Origin of the sequence: Streptomyces sp. NPDC051738, from assembly GCF_044453205.1 — a bacterium.
Classification (GTDB): Bacteria; Actinomycetota; Actinomycetes; order Streptomycetales; family Streptomycetaceae; genus Streptomyces.
The window spans coordinates 416,826-439,632 of record NZ_JBITCM010000005.1 but is presented as its reverse complement, the minus strand read 5'-3'; the positions used below and the strand labels follow the sequence as shown (position 1 = coordinate 439,632).

Sequence of the window (22,807 nt, the reverse complement as noted above, 5' to 3'; positions counted from 1 at the left end):
GACCGCGGGACTGATCGACTCAGCCGCCGCTCTTACGCCTGAACGACCGCTGGCTCGCAGCCGGACCGTGCGCCGCACGCACCTTCGACGCATCCGGGTTGGCGGCAACGTCGGCCGCGTCCGCCTGCGCACCGCGCTTGCGCGCCAGGGCTTCACGGAACTTGCGCTTGAGGTCGTAGTTGCCTTCGCTGTCCGGCGCCAGAGGGGACGTCTCGGGGTCAGCCGGCTCCGAACCTTCCGTAGTGACGGGCTCTGCGGTCATGGTGACCTCCTGGGTTCGGGGGTGGGCCAGCACAGCTTGTCATGCCGGGCGCAGTGCTGAGCGCCGGCAACATCATGCTCTCAGCCGTTGCGACGCACCTGGGCGGCCTTGCGGGCCTCGGCGAGCTTGCGGGCCTCGCCGGCCTTTCGGGACTTACCGCCGGCGCCGCGGGAGGTGTCCTTGCTCGTGCCGAGGCCGCGGAAGGGAGCGTTGCCGTTCTTGGGTCGAGGGACGGCGGGCCCGCCGTCGAGCGGGGTGCCGGAGGGAGCCTTGGCGCCGGTGATCCGGCTCAGCTCCGCCTCGCCCGAGCGCACCTTGGTGACGGTCGGCTCGATGCCGGCCCCGGCCATCATGCGGCTCGTCTCACGGCGCTGGCCCGACAGCACGAGCGTGACCACGGTGCCGGACTCACCGGCGCGGGCGGTGCGGCCGGCCCGGTGCACGTAGTCCTTGGGGTCGGTGGGCGGGTCGACGTTGACCACGAGATCGAGGTCGTCGACGTGCAGGCCACGGGCCGCGACATCGGTCGCCACCAAAGCGGTGATCTGGCCGTTCTTGAACTGCGCCAGGGTCCGTGTGCGCTGTGGCTGGGACTTGCCGCTGTGCAGGGCCCCGGCGTGCACCCCGCTGGCCCGCAGATGCCGGGTGAGCTGGTCGACGGCGTGCTTGGTGTCGAGGAACAGCAGTACGCGGCCGTCGCGGGCGGCGATCTCCGTGGTGACGGCGTAGCGGTCAGGGCCGTGGACGACCAGAACGTGGTGTTCCATCGTCGAGACCGTGCCCGCGGACGGGTCGACCGAGTGGACGACGGGGTCGTGGAGGTAGCGGCGGACCAGCTGATCGACGTCGCTGTCCAGAGTGGCCGAGAAGAGCATCCGCTGACCGTCGGGGTGCACCTGGTCGAGCGCGTCGGCGACCTGCGGCAGAAATCCCAAGTCGCACATCTGGTCGGCCTCGTCCAGCACGGTGATCCTTACCCGTCCCAGGCGGCAGGCGTTGCGCTCGATCAGGTCGTGCAGGCGTCCGGGGGTGGCGACGACCACCTCGGCTCCCTGGCGCAGCGCGGCGACCTGCCGGCCGATCGACATGCCGCCGACGACCGTGACCATCCGCAGCCGCAATGCCTCGGCGTACGGCGCCAGCGCCTGGGTGACCTGTTGGGCCAGCTCCCGGGTGGGCACGAGGATCAGAGCGTGGGGCTGCTTCGGTTCGGCGCGCCGCCCGGCCGTACGTGTCAGCAGCGGCAGGCCGAAGGCGAGCGTCTTGCCCGATCCGGTGCGTCCGCGCCCCAGGACGTCGCGCCCCTTCAGGGCATCAGGCAGTGTGGCGGCCTGGATCGGAAAGGGTTCGCGTACCCCGAGTTCGCTCAGTGTCCGCAGCACCTCCACCGGCAGTGCCAAGCCGGCGAAGGAGACGGCCGGGGGCAGCGCCGGAGTCGTGGCCTCTGACTGGGCGGGACCGCCGTGAGCGATGCCGGAGTCGTCGGGATGCTTCATGAACAGCCTTCCGCAGGGGGACGTACCGAGGAAGGCCCGGCAGGATTGGACAGCCCACGCACCAGCGGAACCGAACAGGCAGATCGCCCACCGCGACGACCACGCAAACGCATGACACTAACACAGGGCATTTCATCGCGCCGTGGTAGCGATCGCCCCACCCACATCGGGGCTCACGCACGGCGAGATCGTGACGGCCGTCACTCGCGTTTCAGGCAACGGCGATTCGGCCAACCCAGGGCGTTCGCCGACCGCCCCAGCACCGCGTCTACGCGTTCGAGCCCTTGCTGTGTCCGGGATCGCACACGTCCGGAATCGAGTGCGTTCGATTCGCGCGTCACGTCGTTATGCCGTGCACCGCCGAGCCATCCAGGTGCGGCACCCGACCCCAGGAGGGATCCCGGTGACAGTGACTGACGCCTCGACCAATAGCGCGGAAACACCGCCCCCTCCGCCTCCGGCCACCATCAACTTCGAGGGCAAGTTCGGGAAGAACCCGCTCGCAGACGCCAGTTTCGGAGCCATGTGCCGACGCCTTCCCGCCGTGCTCGGCCACACCGCGCGGATGGCCTGGGCCGTCGACCGGACCGGCGTCCTACTGCTCCTCGTCTGCCAGGCGCTGACCGGCATCGCGGCCGCTGTCGTCCTGGCGTTCACGGCACAGGCGATGACCCACATCCTCGGCAACGGCACCGTGCCCGAACGCCTGCACGCAGCCCTTCCCGCCCTGATCATCGTGACGGCGGCCGCAGCCGTCGGCCGCATCAGCAGCGCCCTGTCCTCCTACGCCGACGGTCGCATCACGCCCCTCCTGACGAGCGAGGCGGACATCGCGCTCGTGACCGCCGTATGCCGCGTCGAGTCGAGCGCGTACGGCGAGGACGGGTTCGCCGACCGGCAGGAGGCCGCCGAGATCGGCGTCACCCGGACCCGGCTGATGGTGCAGGACGCCCAGCGGTACATGTCCGCCCTGATCCGCATGATCGCCGCGAGCGGAGTCATCACCACGCTGCACCCGTTGATGCTGCCCCTTCTCCTGCTGGCGGTCCTCCCGGCCGGCGCCGGGGCCGTCCTGTCGGCACGGGTCGACTACGAGACCCACTATCTCAACGTCGGTGACAGGAACGTCAGGTCGATGATGCGCTGGTGGGCGACCTACTCCCGCTTCGGCGACGAGGTCCGCGCCAACGGCATGACGAGCTATCTCACCTACTGGTACCGCGCCCTGTCCGACCGGATCGACCAGCGCACCCTGACCGCCGCCCCACGTATGCTCCGCATCACGCTGACCACCAACGCCCTGGGCGGCGTCTTCCTGCTGGGCACCTGGGCCACCCTCGCCTGGCTGGCCACGACCGGCCGGGTCGCCCTGCCCGTCGCTGCCACCGCCGTGGTCGCCGTCCAGAGCACACTGGCCGCGCTCTCCCAGTTCGTCATCCACGGCGCCGCCATGTTCCACACCTCGCTCTACCTGGCCGACATGCGCTCCTTCCTCGACATGGCCGGTGAACGCGCCCCCAGGCGCGGCGAGTCGACCATCCCTGAACGCGTGGACGAGATCCGTCTCGACGAGGTCGTGTACCAGTACCCCGGCAAGGAAGAACCCGCCGTCGCGAGCGTTTCGCTCACCCTGCGCCGCGGCGAGATCCTCGCCATCGTCGGCGAGAACGGCTCCGGCAAGTCGACCCTGGCCAAACTCATCACCGGCATCCTGCTCGCCGACAAGGGCCGCGTCCGGTGGGACGGCACCGACCTCGCGCACGCCGATCCCGACGCCGTGTGGAAGCGCACCGCGCTGGTCCCCCAGAACTTCGCCTGCTGGCCCCTGCGCGCACGCGAGAACATCACTCTGGGCCAGCCACGGACGTACGACGACGCACCGGTGTGGGACGTCGTCGACGCCGTCGGTATGCGCGAGGCGATCGAGAAACTGCCCCAGCAACTGGACACTCTCCTCGCCAAAGAACTGTGGGGCGGGGCCGAGTTGTCCGGCGGGCAGTGGCAACGCCTGGTGTGCGGCCGCGCGCTCTACCGGCAGACCCCGCTGCTGATCCTGGACGAGCCGACCTCGCAGATGGACGCGCGTGGCGAGCACGCCATTTTCCTGGAGATCAAGCGGATCGCCGCCGAGCGCATGACCATCGTCGTCACCCACCAGCTCGAGAACACCAGGCTCGCCGACCGCATCCTGGTGATGGACAAGGGCCGCGTCATCGAACAGGGCACGTACGACGACCTGGCCGGCGGCGGGGGTCTGTTCGCGGAGCTCGTCGCTCTGGCTCAGGACCGGTGACGCCCGGGTACGAGCGTGAGCTGATCACGCCGAGTACTGGTACGCCGAGTAGGTGAGATAGCCGTCGTCGCCGCCCTCGAAGTACGTGGCCTCGTCGCCGGGAGCGAGCGGGAGATCGGCGCGCAGGCGTTCCACCAGGTCGGGGTTGGCGAGGAAGGCGCGGCCGAAGCTGATGAGGTCGGCGCCGAGGCCGAGCCAGTGGTCCGCGTCGGCGCGGCCGGTCTGCTTGGGGCCCAGCGGCAGGACCGGGTTCATCACGAGGGTGCCGGGCCAGGTCCGGCGTAGACCGAGGAGGGTCTCTTCGTCCGTCGTGGCCTCCAGGTGAACGTAGGCCAGGCCGAGCCGGGACAGTTCGGTCAGGAGCGCGGTGTAGAGCTCGGCGATGTCGGTCTCCTCGATGCCCCAGAAGGGGCCCCCGGGCGAGAGCCGGATCCCGGTCCGCTCCGCGCCGATGGCCTCGGCGGTGGCGGTCGCCGCCTCGACGGCGAAGCGGATCCGGTTGGTCACCGGGCCTCCGTAGCGGTCCGTGCGCAGGTTGGCGTTGGAGGAGAGGAACTGCGAGATCAGGTAGCCGTTGGCGCCGTGGAGTTCCACTCCGTCGAAGCCGGCGTCGACGGCCCGGCGCGCGGCATCCGCGTAGGACTGGGCGTGGTCGGGCACCTCGGCGGTGTCCAGGGCGCGCGGAGTCGGCGCGGGCTGCGGGCCGTTGGGCGTGAACACCTCGCCGACGGCCGGGACGGCCGAGGGCCCGACGGGCCGCAGCCCGGTGGTGTCGGGGTGCGAGACGCGTCCGCCGTGCATGATCTGGGCGAAGATCCGGCCGCCGTTGGTGTGCACCGCGTCGGTCACCGGGCGCCATGCGGCCACCTGCTCGTCGGTGTACAGCCCCGGAGTGCCGGGGTTGGACTGGCCGATCAGGCTCGGCTGCACGCCCTCGGCGACGATCAGCCCGGCCGTGGCCCGCTGGGCGTAGTAGCGCGCCATGGACGGCGTCGCCAGACCGCCCGCGGCGGCTCGTACCCGCGACATCGGCGCCATCACCACGCGGTTGGGCAACGCGAGTTCGCCAAGCCGGTAACCGGAGAAGAGGGTCGTCACGTCATGTCTCCTTCGTGAACCGTCGTGCCCGCGTCCCGGGCACGACGGTTACGCTAAAACCTGACATTGACGTCAGAGGCAAGGGTTGTGCTCCGGATCACAACGGGGAGGGCGGCATGCGTATCGGCGAGCTGGCGGCACGGGCCGGAGTCAGCGTCCGGTCCCTGCGCTACTACGAGGAACAGGGCCTGCTCACGAGCGCCCGCAGCGCGAGCGGGCAGCGGCACTACACGGAGGCCCACGTCGAGCGGGTCGCGTTCCTCCAGCGGATGTACACCGCGGGTCTGTCCAGCCGGACGATCGCCGAACTGCTGCCGTGCGTGGACTCACCCAGCGAGGCCACGTCCGACGCCGCGCTGGAACGGATGGCCGAGGAGCGGGACCGCCTCTCCGAGCACATCGAGGACCTCGTACGTACCCGGGAGGCGCTCGACCGGCTGATGGCCACGAATCGGGCGCACCGCGCGAGCCTGAGGCCGACGGTGCCGGGGTGACCCGACGACGCTCCCGCCCCTGAACCTTGGGCTCGACCGGACCCGGGTCAGCCGACGGGCGGCATGTCCGTGGGGCTGGAGTCGAGTCCGGGTCGTTTGCCCGCCCAGGCGCCGCGGGTGAAGTCCGGGATCTCGACCGGGCGGCCGCCCCTCGCAAGGGACGCGGCGCTCAGCGGGACCGCCGAGCACCAGGCGGCCGAGTCGTACACGTCGATGTCGGGCACCAGGCCGGCGCGCATCAGCTGGACGGTGCGCCACTGCAGGACGTAGTCCATGCCCCCGTGACCGCCGTTGTTCGCGGCGTCGTCGCCGACCTTCCGCCACAGCCAGTGGTCGTACTCCTTGCGGTAGTCGGCGAAGTCTCGCCAGGAGTGGCCGGCGTGGTCCGGTTCCAGGTAGACGCGTGCGCCGGTCGGGGTGGGACCGGCGTAGTCCTCGACGATTCCGCGGCTGCCGGCGAGGGTGTTGATCCTGCTGTACGGCCTGGGCGAACTCACCTCGTGCTCGGCCCGGATGATCCTGCCCTGCGCGGTCTCGATGAGGCAGGTGACCAGGTCACCGTTGATGTACGTCTCCTTCCAGGACGGGTGGTCCCGGGGGATGAAGCGCTCGCGGTAGTCGGCCAGTCCCTTCGGGGCGGTCGCGGTGGCGCTCAGGGTGGTCATCCGGTCGCCGCGGTTGACGTCCATGGCCGCCGCGATGGGGGCCAGCCCGTGCATGGGGTAGAGGGACGCGGTGCTGCGGGTGTGCCACAGGCGCCGCCAGGAGTCGGTGTAGTAGGTGTCGGAGAAGAGGAGTTCACGCAGGTCGTGGAGGTAGCCGCCATGGCCGTTGGTGATGTCTCCGAACAGGCCGGCGTGCGCCATCCTCAGCATGGCCAGTTCGTTGCGCCCGTAGCTGCAGTTCTCGGCGAGGAGCAGGTGCCTGCGGGTGCGCTCGGAGGTGTCGACCAGGTCCCACAGCTGGCGCAGTTCCGTCGCGACGGGGAGCTCCACCACGGCGTGTCTGCCGCTCAACAGCGCGGCTCTGCCGTGTTCGTGGTGGAACTCCCAGGGCGTGGCGACGTACACCAGGTCGATGTCGTCGCGCCGGAGCATCTTGGCGTAGGAGTCGGCTGATCCGCCGTATTCGGCGGGTCGGGGCTCGCCCTTGCTCACCAGCCGGTCGGCGGCGCTTCGCGCGCGGTCGGCGCGGATGTCGCAGACGGCGGTCACGGTGCAGCCGGGCACGGCCGCCCAGCCCGCGACCATGCCTCCGCCGCGGTTGCCCAGGCCGATGACTCCGACGCGGACGGTTCTGTGGACCTCGAACGGCACGCCGATCATCGACTTCTGCCCGGGGCGGCGGCGGGGCGCCTGCTCGGTCGCGGCGGACACGGCCGGAGCCGCCGCGGTCATCCCGGCCGCGAGCGCGCCGGTGGCGACGGCTCCGCCCAGGAGCAGTCGGCGTGAGACAGCGGGTATTTCGGACATGACGGCAACACTCCTCGATGGGGTGGCTTGCATCACTGCCGGTGCACTGTCGGGACAGCGGGGACTTTCGGGGCATGACTCTGGGGGCTCCGACCGCGCATGTCAATATGTGCTCGATAGAGGGGAGTTCCGAGCACGATCAAGCATCAGCAGATTGCTGACGGATCATCCGTCGAGGAGTGGCGTGCCGCGCCGGGCACACCCCGAGAGTCATGCGGGGATCACTCCACCGCCGTCGGCCTCCGCGACGCCGCCATCGCCTCGTCCACGTCGGTCAGCGGGCGCAGCCGGTACGTGTACGAGTAGTCGCGGCTCGCGAACAGCTTGTACTCGTCGTGGGTGTGGGCGCCCCAGCTGTTGTCGCCGCCCAGGCCCATCTGGCGGTGGTTGACGCGCAGGACGACCTCGTCGCGCGGGGTGAGCTGGTAGTCGTGGCGGACGCCGGACGACAGGTCCTCCGGGGTGAAGTGGGAGGCGTTGACCTCCAGCAGGGGTTCGCCGGAGACGAGGAGACCGGTGCCGCCGGCGTCGGTGAGGGCGATCCAGCGGACGTCGGTCTTGTTGCCGTTCTCCTGCGGGCGGATGTACGGGGTCCACTGCTCGGAGACGGTCCCGGAGTACACGCCCACGTCGGTGGCGTCGTTGCGGTCGACGTAGTTCTCCTCGGGCCCGCGGCCGTAGTACCGCAGCCGCTCGAAACGTCCGGGCAGGCACAGCAGCGTGCCGACCTCCGGGATGTATGGCAGGGACGCGGCACCGGGGCGCAGGGTGTTGTCGACCTTGATCTCGCCGTTGCCGAACACCGTGTAGGTGGTGGTGTACGTCGACTCGACGGAGGTCGGCAGCGTGCCGCTGACCTTGATCTCCACCGCCTTGTCGCGCAGGGCGCGCACCGCCACGGCGGCCACCTTGCGGCCGGTGCCCGCGTCGCGCCAGGTCTGGTTGCGGGTGTGCTGGCCGTTGCCGCGGTCGTTCTCGGTGGGCGCCCGCCAGAAGTTCGGCACCGGTCCGGAGGTGATGAGCCGCTTGCCGGAGGCCTGGTACGAGGTGATGACGCCGCTCTTCTTCTCGACGGTGACGGAGAAGGCCTGACCGGTGACGGTCACCGCCGCGGCGGTGTCCTCGAACGTCAGCGCCGGGACGCTGTCCAGCGGCGCCGGTGTCACGGCCGGACCGCCCGCGTCGACGGCGAGTTGCTGCTTGGCCACCTCGAAGCCGGCCTTCGCCCAGGGGGTGGATTCCTTGGTGGTGAAGGACAGTTGGAGGAAGTACTCGGCGCCCGGTGCCGGGTCGTCCGGCAGCTTCACCGGCACGGTGATGTCCTTGCTGCCGAGCGGCGGGACGTCCAGCTGGGCGCGGCTCAGCTTGCCGCGCCGCACCACCTCACCGTCGGCGACCAGCGCCCAACGGCCGTCGAACTCACGGAGGTTGGTGAACAGGTACTCGTTGGTGAGGGTGATGGCCGCGTCGGCGGTCAGTGAATCGCCCGAGGCCGGTGCGGCGTTGACGGCCTGGTAGATCTGCTTGATCTCGGCCGCCTTGCCGGTGTGGCGGCGGTCGGCGGTGACGATGCCGTCGGCGTTGGAGGTGCCGTCGTTGGGGTTGTCGCCCCAGTCGCCGCCGTAAGGGAAGAACGTCTTCGCGCGGGGCCGCTTCTCCGTGACACCGGCGGTGGCCGCGTCGAACCAGAACCGTACGCCCTCGTCGGCGGGGCCGCGGCCGCCGGAGTCGAGCTCGTCGGCGCTCAGCGCACGGGCGTACACATGTGCCCGGCGGATCGTGCCGCTGAACTCCCGGGTGGTGTTGTCCACGTCGGTGGCGAGGGCGAGGGGCGCGGTGTTGGAGGCGGGCCTGCGCGTGGTGGTGCGGGTGGCCTTCACCGCGCCGTCGACGTAGAGGGTCAGTGTGCCCGCGTCCGCGTCGAAGACACCGGCGATGTGGTGCTCGCTGCCGGTCCAGTCGGCCGGGAGGGCCCAGTTGGCGGTGATCCACTGGCCGCCGCCGTAGATGAAGAACTCCAGGGTGCCGTCGGACTGCTTCAGGGCGTACTGGGTGTCGCCCTTGGCGAGAATCGGCTGGTGGTAGCCGGTGTAGTGCGGGGTGACCCAGGCTTCCAGGGTGAGCGAGCCGGTGAGGTCGAGGCGCTCGTCGCGGGGGAAGACGGTGGCGCCGGAGACACCCTTGGCACGGTCGAAGGTGCCGCTCGCGGTGAGGACCTCGCCGCGCAGGCCGCCCGGCCCCGACTCGGTGAGAAACGTGCGCGCGGGCACGGGCCAGCTCAGCGACTGGTCGACGAAGTCCCAGATCCAGCCGCCCTGGAGGACGTCGTAGCCGCGGACGAGGTCCCAGTATTTCCTGAGGTTGCCGTTCGAGTTCCCCATCGCGTGCGCGTACTCGATCATGACGTACGGCCGGGTGTCGGCTGCGTCCTTCGCGCGCTGCTCGACGCGGGACGGGCTGTCGTACATCTCCGAGCGGATGTCGCTGATGGTCGGCCGGTCGTCGCCCTCGTACTGGATGACGCGCGTCGTGTCGTAGGACTTGATCCAGTCGTGCATGGCGACGAAGGTGCTGCCGCCGCCCGCCTCGTTGCCGAGCGACCAGATGACCACCGAGGCGTGGTTCTTGTCGCGGTGGACCATGCTCTGGGCGCGGGCCACGCAGGCCTTGGTCCAGTCGGCGTGGTTGCCGGGGTACTCGCCGCGGATGCCGTGGGTCTCCAGGTTGGTCTCGTCGACGAGGTAGAGGCCGTACTCGTCCGCGAGTTCGTACCAGATCGGGTTGTTGGGGTAGTGCGAGGTGCGGACGGAGTTCATGTTCATCCGCTTGATGATCTCGATGTCCGTGACCATGTGCGCGCGGGTGAGTGCCATGCCGCTGTCGGGGTGCATCTCGTGCCGGTTGGCGCCGCGGAAGGACACGGGCTGCCCGTTGATCCGCATCAGGCCGTCCTTGAGCGCGAACTCGCGCAGGCCGACGCGGTGCGAGAGGGTCTCGATGACCTTCCCGGCCGGGTCGCGCAGCCGCAGCACGGCGGTGTAGAGGTTCGGGTGCTCGGCGGACCACAGCTTCGGCTCGGGCACGGCTCTGCTCGCCCGGACGGTCACGTCCTCACCGGCGGGGGCGGACGCGAGGTCGACGGCCTGCTGGAGGGGCCTGGACCAGACGGCGTGGCCGCGGGAGTCGTACAGCTGCGTCTCGACGGAGTAGCCGCCCTCGCTCGCGCCGCCGTACGAGCGCACGCTCGCGGTGACGGACAGTTCGGCGGCCGTGTAGTCGTCGCTGAGCGGGGTGTCCAGCTTGAAGTCGCGCAGCCGGACTTCGGGCGTGGAGTAGAGATAGACCGAGCGGAAGATTCCGCTCAGCCGGATCATGTCCTGGTCCTCCAGCCAGTCGCCGTCGGAGAAGCGGTAGACCTCGACGGCGATCTGGTTGGTGCCGGGCTTGAGGTGCGGGGTGATGTCGTACTCGGCCGGGGTGAAGGAGTCCTCCGCGTACCCCACCAACTCCCCGTTGATCCACACGTAGTGCGCGGACTTGACGCCCTCGAAGTGCAGGAAGGTGCGCCGCCCCGACCAGCCGCGCGGCACGGTGAAGGTACGCCGGTACTGCCCGACCGGGTTGAAGCGGGTGGGCGCGGCCGGGGGCTGCGCCTCCTCGCCGAGGCCGTTCGGCCCCCACCAGGGGTAGGTGATGTTGACGAAGATCGGGCGGTCGTAGCCGTGCATCTGCCAGACGGAGGGGACGGGAATGGTGTCCCAGTCGCTGTCGTCGACGTCGGTGCGGTGGAAGTCGGCGTCCCGGTCGTCGGGGCGGTCCGCGTAGGCGAACTTCCACTTGCCGTCGAGGCTCAGCCGGTACGGCGAGCGGGTGCGGTCGGCGTCCAGCGCCTGCCTGACGTCCGCGTACGGCATGAGGGTGGTGTGCGGCGGCTGGGTGCCGATCCGGAAGACGTCGATGTTGCCGTTCCACTCCGGGGTGCCGGCCGCCGCCCCGGCGCCGTCGGCCGCGTGCACCGTGGCGGACGATCCGGAGACGGCGAGCGCCCCGAGCAGGGCGGCTCCTCCCTCCAGCAGACGGCGGCGGCTGACCGGCATACCCGGCGAGCGGGACGGGCCGACGGGGGGCACGGGAGAGAGCGGCATCGACGGTGGCCTTCCTCGGGACGACGGTGCGGCGCTGCACGGCATTGAGGGAGCGTCAGATCATGTGCGGTGCTGTTGGGAAACCGAACGCACACTAGGTTGTGAACACCTGTGAAGCAATGATGTTGTCGATGTTTGTGTGTTCCTGATGGCTACGGTCGTCATCCTTGGCCGAATCCGGCTGCTCAGCCGAATCCCGCCGCTCGGCCGGATCCAGCTGCTTGAACTGTGTCCGGTACAGCTCGGCGTAGCGTCCCTCGGCCGCCAGCAACTCCTCGTGCGTGCCACGTTCCACGATCCGGCCGGCCTCGACCACCAGGATCTGGTCCGCCGCCCGCACGGTGGACAGCCGGTGGGCGATGACGACCGCCGTCCTGCCCTCCAGCGCCTCGGTGAGCGCCTCCTGGACGGCGGCCTCCGAGGTGTTGTCGAGGTGGGCGGTGGCCTCGTCGAGGATGACGACGCGCTGGCGGGCCAGCAGCAGCCGGGCGATGGTCATCCGCTGGCGTTCGCCGCCGGAGAGCCGGTAACCGCGCTCGCCGACCACGGTGTCGAGGCCGTCGGGCAGGGACCGCACGAGTTCGTCGAGGCGGGAGCGGCCCAGGGCGTCCCAGAGTTCGGCGTCGGTGGCGGTGGGGCGGGCCAGCAGCAGGTTGGCGCGGACGGTGTCGTGGAAGAGGTGGCCGTCCTGGGTGACCATGCCGAGGGTGGCCCGCAGGGACTCGGCGCCCAGATCGCGGACGTCGACGCCGCCCACGCGTACGGCACCTTCGTCGACGTCGTAGAGCCGCGGGAGGAGTTGGGCGACGGTCGACTTGCCCGCGCCGGACGAGCCGACGAGCGCCACGGTCCGGCCCGGCTCGGCGCGGAAGGAGACGCCGTGCAGCACCTCGGCGCCGCCGCGCGTGTCGAGGGACGCCACCTCCTCCAGGGAGGCGAGGGAGACCTTGTCGGCGGAGGGGTAGCCGAAGCGGACGTTCTCGAACTCGACCGCCACCGGGCCCTCGGGGACCTGCCGCGCGTCCGGCTTCTCCTCGATGAGCGGCTTGAGGTCCAGCACCTCGAAGACGCGCTCGAAGCTGACCAGGGCGCTCATGACCTCGACGCGGGCACCGGCGAGCGCGGTGAGCGGCGCGTACATACGGGTCAGCAGCAGAGCGAGCGAGACGACGGCGCCCGGCTCCAGCGTGCCGCGCAGGGCGAACCAGCCGCCGAGGCCGTAGACCAGGGCGAGGGCGAGCGCGGACACCAGGGTGAGCGCGGTGATGAACACCGACTGGGCGGTGGCCGTCCGTACGCCGATGTCGGCGACCCGGCGGGCCCGGGCCGCGAACTCCTCCGACTCCTGCCCCGGACGCCCGAACAGCTTGATCAGCGTGGCGCCGGGGGCCGAGAAGCGCTCGGTCATGCGGGTGCCCATCGCGGCGTTGAGCGCGGCGGCCTCCCGCTGCATACCGGCCATGCGGTGGCCCATCCGCCGGGCCGGGATCACGAACACCGGGAGCAGGACGAGGGACAGCAGGGTGATCTGCCAGGACAGGGTGAGCATGACGGCGAGGGTGAGCAGCAGCGTGACGAGGTTGCTGACCACTCCGGACAGCGTGTTGCTGAAGGCGCGCTGGGCGCCGATCACGTCGTTGTTGAGACGGGAGACCAGCGCTCCCGTACGAGTGCGTGTGAAGAACGCGACCGGCATGCGCTGCACATGATCGAACACAGCCGTCCGCAGATCGAGGATGAGACCCTCGCCGAGAGTCGCCGACAGGCGCCTCGCGAGGATCCCGAGGGCCGCCTCGGCGACCGCGATCAGGGCGATCAGCAGGGCGAGGCGGACGACGGTGCCCTCGTCGCCGCCCGTCACGATCGCGTCGACGACGCGTCCGGCCAGGACGGGGGTCGCGACGGCGAGCAGCGCGGTCACCACCCCGAGCACGACGAAGAGCGCGATCCTGCGGCGGTGCGGGCGGGCGAACGCGCCGATACGGCGCAGCGTCGCGCGGGCGAAGGGGCGGCGCTCCTGCTCGGCGTGCATGACGCTCTGGAGCTGCATCCAGGCTGTGGTCTCCATACTCATGAGAGGGACCGTAGAACCTCAAGCATTGTTGAGGTCAACATCAGCGGCAGTGGGGGCGGCGATATCGTCGGCTTCGCGAAGATCGACAGTCGTCCGCAGCCGGTCCGTAAGGCCCCGTCTCCGCTGCCGCAACCCGCCGTTGGCGCAACGCGGAGAACCTCTCCGAATGTGACAGCGGTACGACTCTCCCTGGGACGCCTGCTCCGGCGCGTCCCGCTCCGCCAGATACTGGTCCTGCTTCCGCTCGCCCTCGTCGTCGTGGTCGCGGTGCGGCACCGGGCCGTGCTCGCCGAAGGCATCGGCCATATGGCGACGGCCAAGTGGCCCTGGCTGCTCGCCGCGGCCTGCGCCACCTGCCTCACCTGGGTGGCGGCGGCGGTGACCCGGCAGGGTGCCGTGGTCGACCGGCTGCCCAAGCTGCGGCTGCTCGTCACGCAGTTCGCGGCGGGCTCGGCCAACCACCTGCTGCCCACGGGGCTCGGCGCGAGCGCGGTCAACCTGCGCTTCATGACGGTGTGCGGGCTGCCGCTCGCCCGCTCCTCTGCCGCGCTGGCGCTGTATCTGCTCGCGGAGAGCGTGGCCCGGGTCGGCCTGCTGGCCGCGCTGCTCATCGCCTTCCCGCACGCGCTGCAACTCGGGCCCCTCCTGCCGGAGGGTGCCTGGGGCCCGCTGCTGCTGGTCATCGGCGCGGTGGCCGTCCTGGTCGTGGTCGTCTTCGCACTCGTACGACGGCTGCGCGCCGCCGTGACGTCGTTCCTGCGCACCGCGCTGGGCGAGGCCCGCTCGGTGCACACCCGCCCCTCCCGGGCGCTGGCGCTGTGGGGCGGCTCGCTGGCCTTTCCGGCGCTCCAGGCGTCCGGGCTGGTCCTGGTCGGGCTCGCGCTGGGGCTGGATGTGCCGCCGGCCCACATGGCGCTCGCGTATCTGGCGGCGACCGTCGCCGTCGCCCTCGTGCCCACGCCGGGCGGCCTCGGCTCGGTCGACGCCGCGCTGATCGTGGCCCTGGTCGCGGCGGGCGGCCCGGTCGCGGTGGCCACGGCGGTGGTGCTGGCGTACCGGATCATCACGGTGTGGCTGCCGCTGCTGCCGGGGGCGTTGACGCTGGGGGCGCTGGTGCGGTGGAAGGTCATCTGACCGATCAGTAACGTTCGGGGTCCGACCCACCGAAAGGACCCCCGCCATGCCGGTCCGCGTCGAGCGCCAGGGACCCGTCACCACCGTCGTCCTCTCCCGCCCCGAGGTCCGCAACGCGGTCGACGGCCCGACGGCCGCCGAACTCGCCACCGCCTTCCGGGAGTTCGACGCGGACGACGAGGCGCGGGTGGCGGTGCTGTGGGGTGAGGGCGGCACGTTCTGCGCGGGTGCCGACCTCAAGGCGCTCGGCGGCGAGCGGGGCAACCGGGTCACCGAGGACGGTGACGGCCCGATGGGGCCGACCCGGCTGCGGCTGTCGAAGCCGGTGATCGCCGCGGTCGCCGGGCACGCCGTGGCCGGAGGCCTGGAGCTGGCACTGTGGTGCGATCTGCGGGTGGCCGAGGAGGACGCCGTCTTCGGGGTGTTCTGCCGCCGCTGGGGCGTACCGCTGATCGACGGCGGCACGGTACGGCTGCCCCGGCTGATCGGCACGAGCCGCGCCTTGGACATGATCCTGACCGGGCGGCCGGTCGAGGCACGCGAGGCCTACGACTTGGGGCTCGCCAACCGCGTCGTGCCGACCGGACGCGCCCGCGCCGAGGCGGAGGAGCTGGCCGCCGTGATCGCACGGTTCCCGCAGGGCTGCCTGCGCGCCGACCGGGCGTCCGTGCTCGACCAGGACGGGCTGGACGAGACGGCCGCGATGCGGGGTGAACTCCGGCACGGCATGGGCGTGCTGGCGCAGAGCCTGGAGGGCGCGGCCCGGTTCGCCTCCGGTGCGGGGCGGCACGGGTCGTTCGGGGACCTCTGAGTCGACGGGCGACGCACGCAGGCCGGTGTGCCCTGTTCGGCCGCCGGTGCGCGCCGGCGAGCGACCCGCGTGCGGCGCTCACGCATCAAGCGCGCCTCGGCGGGCGGTCGTTCACCCCTCACGGCGGTACGAGTCCGAGGGAGAATGCCCGAAAGTGGCCGAAGAGGCCGTCCGCCCGACGGTCCTGGTGCGAACACGTGTACCCGATACGGCAGGATGAGCCCTCGCGTCGGTCACGGGGGATGGGGTGGCCGGCGCGACGGCACATCGCGGAATCGAGCAGGTGACAACGTGACGAGACTTCACATCCGGCCGTCGGCGAAGGGGTTCGCCGCCGCTTTTCTCCCCGGAGGTGACCGGTGAACCGGGCGCTCACTGTGGACGACCTGGTCGTCGCCGGGATCGCGCTGGCGGCGGGCCTGCTGGCGGCCTTCCTGCTGCGGATGCTGCTGCGCTGGCTGGGCAAGCACGCCGACCGCACCCGCTGGAGCGGTGACGACCTCATCGTGGACACGCTGCGGACGGTCGTACCGTGGGCGGCGTTCCTCGGCGGCGCGGCCTCCGCCGGAGCGGCGCTGCCGCTGACCCGGACGGTGCAGCACAACGTCAACCAGTGCCTGACCGTGCTGCTCATCTTCGTCGTGACGCTGGCGGTGGCCCGCGGGATCGCCGGACTGATGCGGACCGTCACCCAGTCCCGCCCCGGTGTCGCCGGCTCCGCCACGATCTTCGTCAACATCACCCGGATCCTGATCCTGGCCATCGGTTTCCTGGTGGTGCTGCAGACCCTGGGCATCTCCATAGCGCCGCTGCTCACCGCCCTGGGCGTCGGCGGTCTGGCGGTCGCGCTGGCCTTGCAGGACACGCTCGCCAACCTCTTCGCGGGCATCCACATCCTCGCCTCCAAGACCGTCCAGCCCGGCGACTACATCCGGCTGAGCAGCGGCGAGGAGGGCTACGTCGAGGACATCAACTGGCGTCAGACGACCGTGCGCGCGCTCTCGAACAACCTGATCGTCATCCCCAACGGGGAGCTCGCCAAGACGAACATGACCAACTTCATGCGTCCCGAGCAGGAGTTGACGATCCTGCTCCAGGTCGGCGTCGCCTACGACAGCGACCTCGACCACGTCGAGCGGGTGACCAACGAGGTCATCGCCGAGGTGATGACCGAGGTCGAGGGCGCCCTGCCGGACCACGAGCCGATCATCCGGTTCCACACCTTCGGCGACTCCCGGATCGGCTTCACAGTCATCCTGGGCGTCGGCGAGTTCAGCGACCAGTACCGGATCAAGCACGAGTTCATCAAGCGCCTGCACAAGCGCTACCGCAAGGAGGGCATCCGTATCCCGGCACCCACCCGGACGGTGGCGATCCAGCAGGGGGCGCTGGCGATACCGCAGCAGCGCGGCCCCGAGGAGGCAGACGAAGTGGCCTCCGTCCGCCTCGACTGAGCGACCCGAACCTCCCTACAGGGTGGCCGAGTTGTCGTGGTAGTGGCCGCCCCGCAGGCTGTGCGGCGCGACGAGCGAGGTGTTCACCGGGGTGACCGTCCAGTCCGGATGCCCCGGCATCCGCGGCGTCTTCGTGCCGTACAGCCAGTCCCGCAGGAATCCGGACAGATCCTGCCCCGAGACCTCCGAGGCGACGGCGATGTAGTCCTCCGTCGTCGCCGAGGAGTTGCGGTACCGGGCGAGGAAGGCGCGCTCCAGGGCGTTGAAGGCCGCCTCGCCGACGAGGTTGCGCAGCGCGTAAAGGACCAGGACGCCGCCCAGGTAGCGCTGGCTGTCGAAGAGGTTGACCGCGTTCGGCGCCGCGACCGGTCCCGAGTCGTGGCGCCACTGGTCGCCGCGTGCGTAGGTGTCCTTCATGCGGGCTTCCATGGTGGTGAGGCCCAGGGAGTCGGCCCAGCCGCGCTCGTAGCGGTAGAGCAGTCCGTAGAAGTCGGCGTGGCCCTCGTTCAGCCACAGGTCGGCCCAAGTGGTGGGCTGAGCTGTGGCTGAACGAGGAGCAGACCACCTTGTACATCACGTGCAAGCCGACGCTCTTTCCTGCCTGGAGCAGGAAGTTCGGCTTTTGGAGCTCTCTCCCGAGTAACCCCGGGAGACTCCCTCCTGGATTGCTCCGGTGGGTTTGACGGCGCTTACGTCCGTCCGGCGACGATCCTCCCGACCGCCGGGCAGGTCTGTGACCCACCAAGTCTCGGCGGCTTGGTTGTCGCCGCCAGACGCCGTAACGCTACCGGGTAAGGGCGACGCTCTGCGCCACAGCGCCAAAACTCACCGCCCGCCGGTCCCTGACCGCGTAATGGCCGACCATGATCTGCACGAGCTCCGTGGCCATCGGCTCGCGTGAGCGGTACGTGTACGCCGTCCGGTCGCCGCCCAGGGTCTCGGTGCGCACGAGGAGGCCGGTCGCGACACCGCGCAGGCCGCTGGGGACGGTGAGGCGGAAGGAGAAGTCGGCCTTGTCGGACGGGTGGTCGTTGCAGGGGAAGACGGTGTGCGCCGAGTTCGGCTGGCAGCAGACCGCGAACCCGTCCGGCGTGTCGACCCAGCCGGTGTGCGCCAGGTCGCGGCGCGGGTCCGCCGAGTACTCCACGCGGAGGGTGACCGAGGCCTTCGCCGGGAGGGCCCGTGCGGGCGTGATGCGCAGCTTCTCGGCCACCTGCTCGAACGTCGCCGTGCGGCCGCCGACGCGGACGGCGCGGATGTCGAGGCCGAGGGCGTCGAGGGAGAGGCGGGTCAGGGCCTGGGGGGTGCAGATCTTCAGGGTCGCGGTGGCTTCGACGAGCCGCGTCGTGGCGTCGTAGGTGAAGTCGAGGTGGTAGGCGGCGACGCGGTAGCCGTCGTTGCCGAGGTCCGGGAAGACCGGGTCGCCGAGGGTCTCGGGGCCCGGGGTGCCGGAGGTCTTGGCGGCCGGCGACGTCCCCGTCGGTGCCGGCGTCGCGTGGGCGGAGGGGGCGGCGGTCAGGGCCGCCGCCGTGCCGATCAGGGCGGCCGCGGGGGCCGTCACTCGGGTGCGATATCTCATGGTCCGCTTTCGCTCGGGCGGCCGGATGGTCAGTGCCGGCCGCCGGATCGGTGATCTCCCTACATGACTGTGGGAGCAGGCGATCAGGTTGCACGGAAGCGGCAGCTCCGTTTGCGTGGATCCAAGATCTCGGCACACATCCCGCACCACTGTGCGGACCCCTGTCGAGCCGAGGTCGATCACGAGATATCTTGATGTCGAGCAATGTTGCAGACGTGGAGCGGAGCACCCGGTGACTGACTCGACCATCATCTATACGCACACTGACGAGGCCCCGGCCCTGGCGACGTATTCCTTCCTGCCGGTGGTCCAGGCGTACGCCTCGCAGGCGGGTGTCGACGTGAAGACGCGTGACATCTCGCTGGCCGGCCGCATCATCGCGGTGTTCCCGGAGTACCTGACCGAGGACCAGCGCATCCCGGACGCGCTCGCCGAGCTCGGTGAGCTCGCCAAGACGCCCGCGGCCAACATCATCAAGCTGCCGAACATCTCGGCGTCGATCCCGCAGCTCAAGGCCGCCGTCGCCGAGCTGCAGGGCCAGGGCTACGCGCTGCCGAACTACCCGGACGACCCGAAGACCGACGAGGAGCGGGACATCCAGGCCCGCTACGACAAGATCAAGGGTTCCGCCGTGAACCCGGTGCTGCGTGAGGGCAACTCCGACCGCCGCGCCCCCGCCTCGGTCAAGAACTACGCCAAGACCCACCCGCACCGCATGGGCGCCTGGACCCCCGAGTCCAAGACGAACGTGGCGACCATGGGCGAGAACGACTTCCGCTCCACCGAGAAGTCCGTCGTGATCTCCGAGGCCGGCGCGCTGAAGATCGAGCACGTCGCCGCGGACGGCACCACCACCGTCCTGCGCGAGTCCGTACCGGTCCTCGCCGGTGAGGTCGTCGACGCCTCCGTGATGCACGTGGCCCAGCTGCGCGAGTTCCTCACCGCGCAGATCGCCCGGGCCAAGGCCGAGGACGTCCTGTTCTCCGTGCACCTCAAGGCCACGATGATGAAGGTCTCCGACCCGATCATCTTCGGTCACGTGGTGCGCGCCTTCTTCCCGAAGACCTTCGAGAAGTACGGCGAGACGCTCGCCGCCGCCGGCCTGTCCCCGAACGACGGGCTGGGCGGCATCCTCAAGGGCCTGGACGCCCTGCCGAACGGCGCCGAGATCAAGGCGTCCTTCGAGGCGGAGATCGCCGAGGGCCCGGCGCTGGCCATGGTCGACTCCGACAAGGGCATCACCAACCTGCACGTGCCGTCCGACGTGATCGTCGACGCCTCGATGCCGGCCATGATCCGCACCTCCGGCCACATGTGGGGCCCGGACGGCCAGGAGGCCGACACCCTCGCGGTGCTGCCGGACTCGTCGTACGCCGGTGTCTACCAGGTCGCGATCGACGACTGCCGCGCCAACGGCGCCTACGACCCGTCGACCATGGGCTCGGTCCCGAACGTCGGTCTGATGGCGCAGAAGGCCGAGGAGTACGGCTCCCACGACAAGACCTTCGAGATCAAGGCCGCCGGCACGGTACGCCTGGTCGACCAGGCCGGCAACGTCGTCATCGAGCAGCCGGTCGCCGAGGGCGACATCTTCCGTGCCTGCCAGACCAAGGACGCGCCGATCAAGGACTGGGTGAAGCTGGCCGTCACCCGCGCCCGCGCCACCGGCGACCCGGCGGTGTTCTGGCTGGACGAGACCCGCGCCCACGACGCCAACCTGATCGCCAAGGTCAACGCGTACCTGCCGGAGCACGACACCGAGGGCCTGGACATCCGTGTCCTCGCCCCGGTCGACGCGACGAAGCTCTCGGTGGAACGCATCCGCCGCGGCGAGAACACGATCTCGGTGACGGGCAACGTCCTGCGTGACTACCTCACCGACCTGTTCCCGATCCTGGAGCTGGGCACCAGCGCCAAGATGCTGTCGGTCGTCCCGCTGATGGCGGGCGGCGGCCTGTTCGAGACGGGCGCCGGCGGTTCCGCGCCGAAGCACGTCCAGCAGCTGGTCAAGGAGAACTACCTGCGCTGGGACTCCCTCGGTGAGTTCTTCGCGCTGGTCCCCTCCCTGGAGCAGTACGCGACGGCCACCGGCAACCCCAAGGCCAAGGTCCTCGCCGACACCCTCGACCGTGCCACGGCGACCTTCCTCAACGAGGACAAGTCCCCGACCCGTCGCGTCGGCGGCATCGACAACCGCGGCAGCCACTTCTTCCTGTCCCTGTACTGGGCGCAGGAGCTGGCCAGGCAGACCGACGACGCGGACCTGGCGAAGGCCTTCGCCCCGCTCGCCGAGACGCTCACCGCGAACGAGCAGAAGATCGTCGACGAGCTGAACGCCGTCCAGGGCAAGCCCGCCGAGATCGGCGGCTACTACCAGCCCGACCCGGCCAAGGCCGCCGCGGTCATGCGCCCGTCGGCCACCTGGAACGAGGCGCTGGCTTCCCTGAGCTGACGCCCGTGGCCTGAGGTCCCGGCCTCCCGGCCCGACGGCCCTGAAGTCTCCGCCCCGGCAGGCACACGCCCGCCGGGGCGGAGCCGTCTGAGCCGATGGTGCACCACCCCACCCACCACGCCCCCGGAGCCGCCCCCCATGCCCCCTGCCGTGCCGTCGTTCGAGTTGCTCCCCGGGGCCGAGGAATCGCCGGTGATCCTCCATGTGCCGCACTCGGCGCGGGAGATGCCGCCCGAGGCGCGCGCGGGGATCGTGCTGGACGACTCCGCGCTGGAGCGGGAGCTGGACCACATCGTCGACGCGCACACCGCGCGCCTCGCCGAGGAGGCGGCCGGGGCGTCGGAGGTCACCCCGTGGCGGTTCGTGAACCGGCTGTCGCGGCTGGTCGTCGATCCCGAGAGGTTCCCGGACGAGCGGGAGGAGATGCTCTCCGTCGGGATGGGCGCCGTATACACGCGCACAACGCATCGGGAGGCGCTGCGGCCCGACGACTTCGACCCCGCGCCGCTGATCTCGCGCTATTTCGAGCCGTACGCCCGCGCGATGACCGACGCCGTCATGCAGCGCCTGGCCGCCACGGGGCGGGCCGTGATCATCGACGTGCACTCCTATCCCACCGCGCCGCTCCCCTACGAGCTGCACGGCGAGGGCCCGCGCCCGACGGTCTGCCTGGGCACCGACTCCTTCCACACGCCGCCCGAGTTGCTCGGCGCGGCCCGGGAGGCGTTCGCACCGTGCGGGGAGACGGGGCTGAACAGCCCGTTCAGCGGTACGTACGTGCCGCTGGAGTTCTACGGCGGCGAACCGCGCGTCAGTGCCCTGATGATCGAGATCCGCCGGGACACGTACATGGCCGAGCCGGGCGGTCCGGCCCATCCCGGACTCACCCGGCTCGCGCAGGCGCTGGCGGCGCTGGTGGACGTCGCTTCACGCTGACCGGGTGGGTCAGGCGCGCAGCCACTCCGTGACCACGACCTCGCCGCCGGTGCGCAGCCGTAGGGCGAAGGGGCCGTTCGGCGGGGCGTCGCTGGTGAAGCGGCCCATGGCGTCGGCCTCGACCGGCGTGGCCGACTGCGGACCGACGAGCACCTCGATCCGCGCCTGCTGCGGGGGCAGCACCTGCCCCATCAGCCCCTGCGCGGTCACCTCCACGTCGACGGTCACCTCGCCCGCGCGGAAGGTCAGCATCCGCGGCACGTCCGTCGCTCCTCTGACCGGAATGGCGTCCACCACCGAGTCGAACGTCAACTCGGCGATACGGGCGTCGAGGTCGTGCAGCGCGAACGCCTCGACGGCGAGCTGCCGCAGCTGGGCCGGGACGGGGTCCAGGATGGCGGCGGCCTGCCGCAGCTCCTCCTCCAGCAGTTCGATGTCGAACCCGTCGTCGCCGAGGGGCTCTTCGCCCGACCCGCCCGTCACTTCCTCGCCCGTCACTTCGTCGTGCATGTCGTCGTTCACAGCGCTCCCCGTGCGTCGAGTCGGGCCCGAAGTCGGCGCAGACAGCGTTGGCGCAGCGGCCCGATGCTGCCCACGGCGATGCCCAGTGCGGCGGACACCTCCTGGTAGCTGGGCGGCGGCGAGGCCATGAGCACGCGCAGCAACTGGCGGCAGCGGTCGCCGAGTTCCTCGAACTCCTGCCACATCCAGCGGATGCGCTCCGACTCCGCGGCGGCCTCCTCCGAGTCCAGGACCGACTGTTCGGGCGTACGGTCCTCGCTGACCCGGTCGAGCAGTTGCGGATCGCTCGTCACCGTCAGCCGCCTCAGGCTCTTGAGCACCTTCAGGCACTCGTGCCGTGCGGTGCTCGCGAGCCATGACCCGGCCTTCTCGGGTTCACGGATGCGCCCGAGGTGCTGGGCGAAGCGGAACCAGACGGTCTGATAGACCTCATGGGCGTCGGCGTCACCCAGCCGGTGCGCGCGCACGACCGACCACACCAGTGGGCTCAGCCCCTCAACGAGCGCCTTCCAGGCCGCCGCGTCGCCGTCGACGGCGGACTGGACCAACGCACCGACATCTGCTCGGTCCACAGTCCCACCCCTC

15 protein-coding genes and 1 pseudogene are annotated in these 22,807 nt (G+C 70.7%); 7 read left to right on the top strand and 9 right to left on the bottom strand.

The features are described from left to right. Window positions 1-19: 19 nt before the first annotated feature. Window positions 20-262: a DUF5302 domain-containing protein gene (locus tag ACIA8X_RS15135; RefSeq protein WP_393445713.1), complete on the bottom strand. Its 243-nt coding sequence runs from the start codon at window positions 260-262 to the stop codon at window positions 20-22. A gap of 80 nt (window positions 263-342) precedes the next feature. Further along, complete coding sequence (locus ACIA8X_RS15130; RefSeq protein ID WP_399458422.1) at window positions 343-1,758, bottom strand: DEAD/DEAH box helicase; 1,416 nt, start codon at window positions 1,756-1,758, stop codon at window positions 343-345. 409 nt (window positions 1,759-2,167) lie between these two features. On the opposite strand from ACIA8X_RS15130, the gene ACIA8X_RS15125 reads away from it, so the two are divergent. Further along, window positions 2,168-4,051, top strand: a complete 1,884-nt coding sequence (locus tag ACIA8X_RS15125; RefSeq protein ID WP_399458458.1) for an ATP-binding cassette domain-containing protein — start codon at window positions 2,168-2,170, stop codon at window positions 4,049-4,051. A gap of 24 nt (window positions 4,052-4,075) precedes the next feature. On the opposite strand, the gene ACIA8X_RS15120 is transcribed toward ACIA8X_RS15125, so the two are convergent. Further along, window positions 4,076-5,149 carry an alkene reductase gene (locus tag ACIA8X_RS15120; RefSeq protein WP_399458421.1) on the bottom strand — a complete coding sequence of 358 codons (1,074 nt, stop codon included), beginning with the start codon at window positions 5,147-5,149 and terminating at the stop codon, window positions 4,076-4,078. Window positions 5,150-5,265: 116 nt separating this feature from the next. Here ACIA8X_RS15120 and ACIA8X_RS15115 point away from each other — a divergent pair, with 116 nt between their 5' ends. Further along, window positions 5,266-5,643 carry a MerR family transcriptional regulator gene (locus ACIA8X_RS15115; protein WP_393445719.1) on the top strand — a complete coding sequence of 126 codons (378 nt, stop codon included), beginning with the start codon at window positions 5,266-5,268 and terminating at the stop codon, window positions 5,641-5,643. Between the two features lie 47 nt (window positions 5,644-5,690). Here the strand turns inward: ACIA8X_RS15115 and ACIA8X_RS15110 are convergent, their stop codons facing one another. The 3 genes from ACIA8X_RS15110 to ACIA8X_RS15100 all read right to left on the bottom strand — a co-directional run bounded on the left by ACIA8X_RS15110 (window position 5,691) and on the right by ACIA8X_RS15100 (window position 13,328). Continuing rightward, window positions 5,691-7,115 carry a Gfo/Idh/MocA family protein gene (locus tag ACIA8X_RS15110; protein ID WP_399458420.1) on the bottom strand — a complete coding sequence of 475 codons (1,425 nt, stop codon included), beginning with the start codon at window positions 7,113-7,115 and terminating at the stop codon, window positions 5,691-5,693. A gap of 221 nt (window positions 7,116-7,336) precedes the next feature. Continuing rightward, window positions 7,337-11,260 carry a glycoside hydrolase family 2 TIM barrel-domain containing protein gene (locus ACIA8X_RS15105; protein WP_399458419.1) on the bottom strand — a complete coding sequence of 1,308 codons (3,924 nt, stop codon included), beginning with the start codon at window positions 11,258-11,260 and terminating at the stop codon, window positions 7,337-7,339. A gap of 94 nt (window positions 11,261-11,354) precedes the next feature. Next, window positions 11,355-13,328 (bottom strand): ABC transporter ATP-binding protein, encoded by a 1,974-nt coding sequence (locus tag ACIA8X_RS15100; RefSeq protein WP_399458457.1) that lies wholly within the window; start codon window positions 13,326-13,328, stop codon window positions 11,355-11,357. 174 nt (window positions 13,329-13,502) lie between these two features. On the opposite strand from ACIA8X_RS15100, the gene ACIA8X_RS15095 reads away from it, so the two are divergent. The 3 genes from ACIA8X_RS15095 (at window position 13,503) to ACIA8X_RS15085 (ending at window position 16,733) form a co-directional block, all read left to right on the top strand. Beyond that, the gene (locus tag ACIA8X_RS15095) at window positions 13,503-14,468 is read left to right on the top strand and encodes a YbhN family protein (RefSeq protein WP_393445725.1); all 966 of its coding nucleotides are present in this window, start codon (window positions 13,503-13,505) and stop codon (window positions 14,466-14,468) included. Between the two features lie 46 nt (window positions 14,469-14,514). Further along, window positions 14,515-15,279, top strand: a complete 765-nt coding sequence (locus tag ACIA8X_RS15090) for a crotonase/enoyl-CoA hydratase family protein (protein WP_393445727.1) — start codon at window positions 14,515-14,517, stop codon at window positions 15,277-15,279. A 359-nt stretch (window positions 15,280-15,638) separates the two neighbouring features. Continuing rightward, window positions 15,639-16,733, top strand: a complete 1,095-nt coding sequence (locus tag ACIA8X_RS15085; protein WP_393445729.1) for a mechanosensitive ion channel family protein — start codon at window positions 15,639-15,641, stop codon at window positions 16,731-16,733. 15 nt (window positions 16,734-16,748) lie between these two features. Here ACIA8X_RS15085 and ACIA8X_RS15080 read toward each other — a convergent pair. Next, window positions 16,749-18,312, bottom strand: a pseudogene (locus tag ACIA8X_RS15080) (M1 family aminopeptidase). Between the two features lie 232 nt (window positions 18,313-18,544). On the opposite strand from ACIA8X_RS15080, the gene ACIA8X_RS15075 reads away from it, so the two are divergent. Together ACIA8X_RS15075 and ACIA8X_RS15070 are read left to right on the top strand one after the other, a co-directional pair. After that, window positions 18,545-20,764, top strand: coding sequence for an NADP-dependent isocitrate dehydrogenase (locus tag ACIA8X_RS15075; RefSeq protein WP_399458418.1), 2,220 nt, complete (start codon window positions 18,545-18,547; stop codon window positions 20,762-20,764). 138 nt (window positions 20,765-20,902) lie between these two features. Then, window positions 20,903-21,700 (top strand): N-formylglutamate amidohydrolase, encoded by a 798-nt coding sequence (locus tag ACIA8X_RS15070; RefSeq protein ID WP_393445733.1) that lies wholly within the window; start codon window positions 20,903-20,905, stop codon window positions 21,698-21,700. A 9-nt stretch (window positions 21,701-21,709) separates the two neighbouring features. On the opposite strand, the gene ACIA8X_RS15065 is transcribed toward ACIA8X_RS15070, so the two are convergent. Both ACIA8X_RS15065 and ACIA8X_RS15060 read right to left on the bottom strand, forming a co-directional pair. Further along, entirely contained in the window at window positions 21,710-22,210 is a 501-nt protein-coding gene (locus tag ACIA8X_RS15065) for a hypothetical protein (protein WP_393446405.1), read from the bottom strand. Between the two features lie 8 nt (window positions 22,211-22,218). Beyond that, window positions 22,219-22,794 (bottom strand): RNA polymerase sigma factor, encoded by a 576-nt coding sequence (locus ACIA8X_RS15060; protein ID WP_217208097.1) that lies wholly within the window; start codon window positions 22,792-22,794, stop codon window positions 22,219-22,221. Between the last annotated feature and the right edge of the window lie 13 nt (window positions 22,795-22,807).

Bases quoted from the DNA above. Each gene is read 5' to 3' on its own strand.
- ACIA8X_RS15135 (WP_393445713.1), bottom strand. From the start codon at position 262: ATGACCGCAGAGCCCGTCACTACGGAAGGTTCGGAGCCGGCTGACCCC.
- ACIA8X_RS15130 (WP_399458422.1), bottom strand. From the start codon at position 1,758: ATGAAGCATCCCGACGACTCCGGCATCGCTCACGGCGGTCCCGCCCAG.
- ACIA8X_RS15115 (WP_393445719.1), top strand. From the start codon at position 5,266: ATGCGTATCGGCGAGCTGGCGGCACGGGCCGGAGTCAGCGTCCGGTCC.
- ACIA8X_RS15110 (WP_399458420.1), bottom strand. From the start codon at position 7,115: ATGTCCGAAATACCCGCTGTCTCACGCCGACTGCTCCTGGGCGGAGCC.
- ACIA8X_RS15105 (WP_399458419.1), bottom strand. From the start codon at position 11,260: ATGCCGCTCTCTCCCGTGCCCCCCGTCGGCCCGTCCCGCTCGCCGGGT.
- ACIA8X_RS15100 (WP_399458457.1), bottom strand. From the start codon at position 13,328: ATGGAGACCACAGCCTGGATGCAGCTCCAGAGCGTCATGCACGCCGAG.
- ACIA8X_RS15090 (WP_393445727.1), top strand. From the start codon at position 14,515: ATGCCGGTCCGCGTCGAGCGCCAGGGACCCGTCACCACCGTCGTCCTC.
- ACIA8X_RS15070 (WP_393445733.1), top strand. From the start codon at position 20,903: ATGCCCCCTGCCGTGCCGTCGTTCGAGTTGCTCCCCGGGGCCGAGGAA.
- ACIA8X_RS15065 (WP_393446405.1), bottom strand. From the start codon at position 22,210: ATGCACGACGAAGTGACGGGCGAGGAAGTGACGGGCGGGTCGGGCGAA.